Here is a 2,347-nt window from a genome sequence, read left to right on the forward strand (position 1 = left end):
AGGACGGCGTGTCGGCGCATGGGAACTCCTCCGTGGGGGACGACCGGTGACGGCCATTGACGGTGATCGCGGGAGCGAGTAGACCTTGGTGATGGGCCCGGCGCGGCGCATCCAGCGCAGCCGCAGCGGCAACCAGACGAACAGGACCAGGCCGAGGGGGAACACGAGGAACGTGCCGGCCAGGGCGAGGGCGAGCTGGTCGACCAGTTCCTGCTGGTCCCGGCCCGCGTCGGCCAGGGAGCGGGCCGCGTCGGCGGCCCGCTCGAACGGCGCGGTCAGCTCGTCGCCCACCAGCGGCACCCGGCCGACCTTGCCGCCGGCCTCGCCCAGGTTGTCGGCCAGGCCGCTCCCGGCGCCCTCCAGCTTCTGTCCGGGTACGGCGAGCTTCTGCACCAGGTCGTGCAGCCACAGCGCGCCGCGCACCGCCGCGTACACCCAGGCGACGACGAGCAGGTCGGTGATCATCTGTCGGACGGCGGTCGGGAAGCGATCGGCGTAGATCTTCACGCCGGACAGCGTGTCACGGCGGTGCGGTGCGGGGCACCCCACGCACGCATGTCAGGAAGGGGCCTATTTACCACGCCAGGCGTTAAGAGGGGGCCCTTCCTTACACCGCGATGCCGGGGGAGCCCTCCCCGGCGTGGTCGACGGCGTCGGCCACGATGTGCGCGACGTGCTCGTCGACCAGGGCGTACGCGATCTCCCGGCCCCGCCGGGAACCGCGCACCACGCCGGCACCACGCAGCACCCGCAGGTGCTGGGAGACCAGCGGCTGGGGCGCCCCCAGCTTGTCGACCAGTTCGTGGACGCAGCGCTCCCCGTCGGCCAGCTCGCTGACGATGGCCAGCCGGATCGGTGCCGAGAGCGCACGCAGCAACTCGCTGGCGCCCTCGAACGCGTCGTAGCCTGACCCGCTGCTCACCCTGTAACGGTAACCAATGCCGCGGGCAACGCGCTGATCAGGATCGGTGCAGGACGACCTCGTGCGGCTCGGGGACCGGCGCGGCAGCCGGGACGGTCCGGCGACGCAGCCCCCGCCAGACCGCCGCGGCGATCGCGACGACCCCGAACGAGGCGATCGCCATCAGCACCACCGATGCGCCCGGGGCGGTGTCGGCGGTGGCGGCGACCCAGATGCCGGAGGCGGCGGCGAACAGGCCCAGCGTCATCGCGGCGGTCATGGTGCTGCGGAAACCCCGGGTCACCTGCTGGGAGGCCGCGACCGGCACCACCATCAGGGCGCTGATGAGCAGCACGCCGACCGCCTGCATGGCGATGGTGACGGTGACCGCCGTGGCGACCGCGAGCAGCAGGTTGAGCGTCCGCACCGGCAGGCCTGAGACCCGCGCGTACTCCTCGTCGTGGCAGACCGCGAAGAGCGCCGGGCGCAGCGCCAGCATCGTCACCAGGATCACCACACCGAGCACCACGATCGTGACCAGGTCGGCGGTCTGGATGGTGATCAGCGACCCGAAGAGGTACGCGGTGAGGTTGGCGCTGGTGCTGTCGGAGAGCCCGACCAGCATGACGCCGCCGGCGATACCGCCGTAGAACAGCAACGCGAGCGCCAGGTCACCGGAGGTCCGACCCCGGGCGCGGACCAGCTCGATGGTGATCGCGCCGAGGCTCGCCACGATCACCGCCACCAGCACCGGCGACTGCTTGAGCAGCAGGCCGGCGCCGACGCCGGTCAGCGCGACATGGCCGATCCCGTCGCCGATCAGCGCCAGCCTTCGCTGCACCAGGTAGATGCCGAGGGCCGGGGCGGCCAGGCCGATGACCAGCGCGGCGATCAGGGCACGCTGCATGTAGGGGTACTGGAAGAGTTCCATGGTCAGCTGCTCCACAGCCCGGCGGGCTCGTCGGGGCCGTGCGGGTGCACATGGTCGTGGTCGGGCTCGGCGTGGTGGCCGGCAGGCTCGGGGACCGCGCCGTCGTGGACGATTCCACCGGCGTGCACGACCACCGCGCGACTGATCAGCGGTCGCAGCGGGCCCAGCTCGTGGGCCACCAGCAGGACCGTGCCCCCACCGCCGACGAACTCGCGCAGCGCACCGGCGAACGCCTCCTGGCTCTCCGCGTCCACCCCGGCGGTCGGTTCGTCGAGGACGAGCAGCTCCGGCCGGCCGGCCAGCGCGCGGGCGATCAGGGTGCGCTGCTGCTGCCCACCGGAAAGGGTGGCGACCGGATCGCGGTCGCGGTCGGCCAGGCCCACGGCACGCAGCGCCGCGTCGACGGCGTCGCGGTCGGCGGGTCAACTCGCCGGAGGCAGACTGACCATGACGCAGCCGGTCGCGAGAGGTCTTCGACCTCGCGGCCCGGCTCGTCATCGGGGGCCGTGGCGAGG

3 protein-coding genes and 1 pseudogene are annotated in these 2,347 nt (G+C 72.7%); all 4 read right to left on the reverse strand.

Annotation, left to right across the window (positions count from 1 at the left end; translation table 11 throughout):
• The coding region (locus AB0I76_RS27825) for a hypothetical protein (protein WP_357041479.1) at nt 1–507 on the reverse strand (507 nt) is incomplete at its 3' end.
• Between the two features lie 100 nt (nt 508–607).
• Nucleotides 608–922 (reverse strand): metalloregulator ArsR/SmtB family transcription factor, encoded by a 315-nt coding sequence (locus AB0I76_RS27830; protein ID WP_357041482.1) that lies wholly within the window; start codon nt 920–922, stop codon nt 608–610.
• Nucleotides 923–959: 37 nt separating this feature from the next.
• Nucleotides 960–1,832 carry a metal ABC transporter permease gene (locus AB0I76_RS27835; protein WP_357041485.1) on the reverse strand — a complete coding sequence of 291 codons (873 nt, stop codon included), beginning with the start codon at nt 1,830–1,832 and terminating at the stop codon, nt 960–962.
• A 2-nt stretch (nt 1,833–1,834) separates the two neighbouring features.
• Nucleotides 1,835–2,251 (reverse strand): annotated as a pseudogene (locus tag AB0I76_RS27840) (ATP-binding cassette domain-containing protein); the annotation flags it as partial.
• Nucleotides 2,252–2,347: the final 96 nt, after the last annotated feature.

This window comes from Micromonospora sp. NPDC049799 (assembly GCF_040656655.1).
Taxonomy (GTDB): Bacteria; Actinomycetota; Actinomycetes; order Mycobacteriales; family Micromonosporaceae; genus Micromonospora.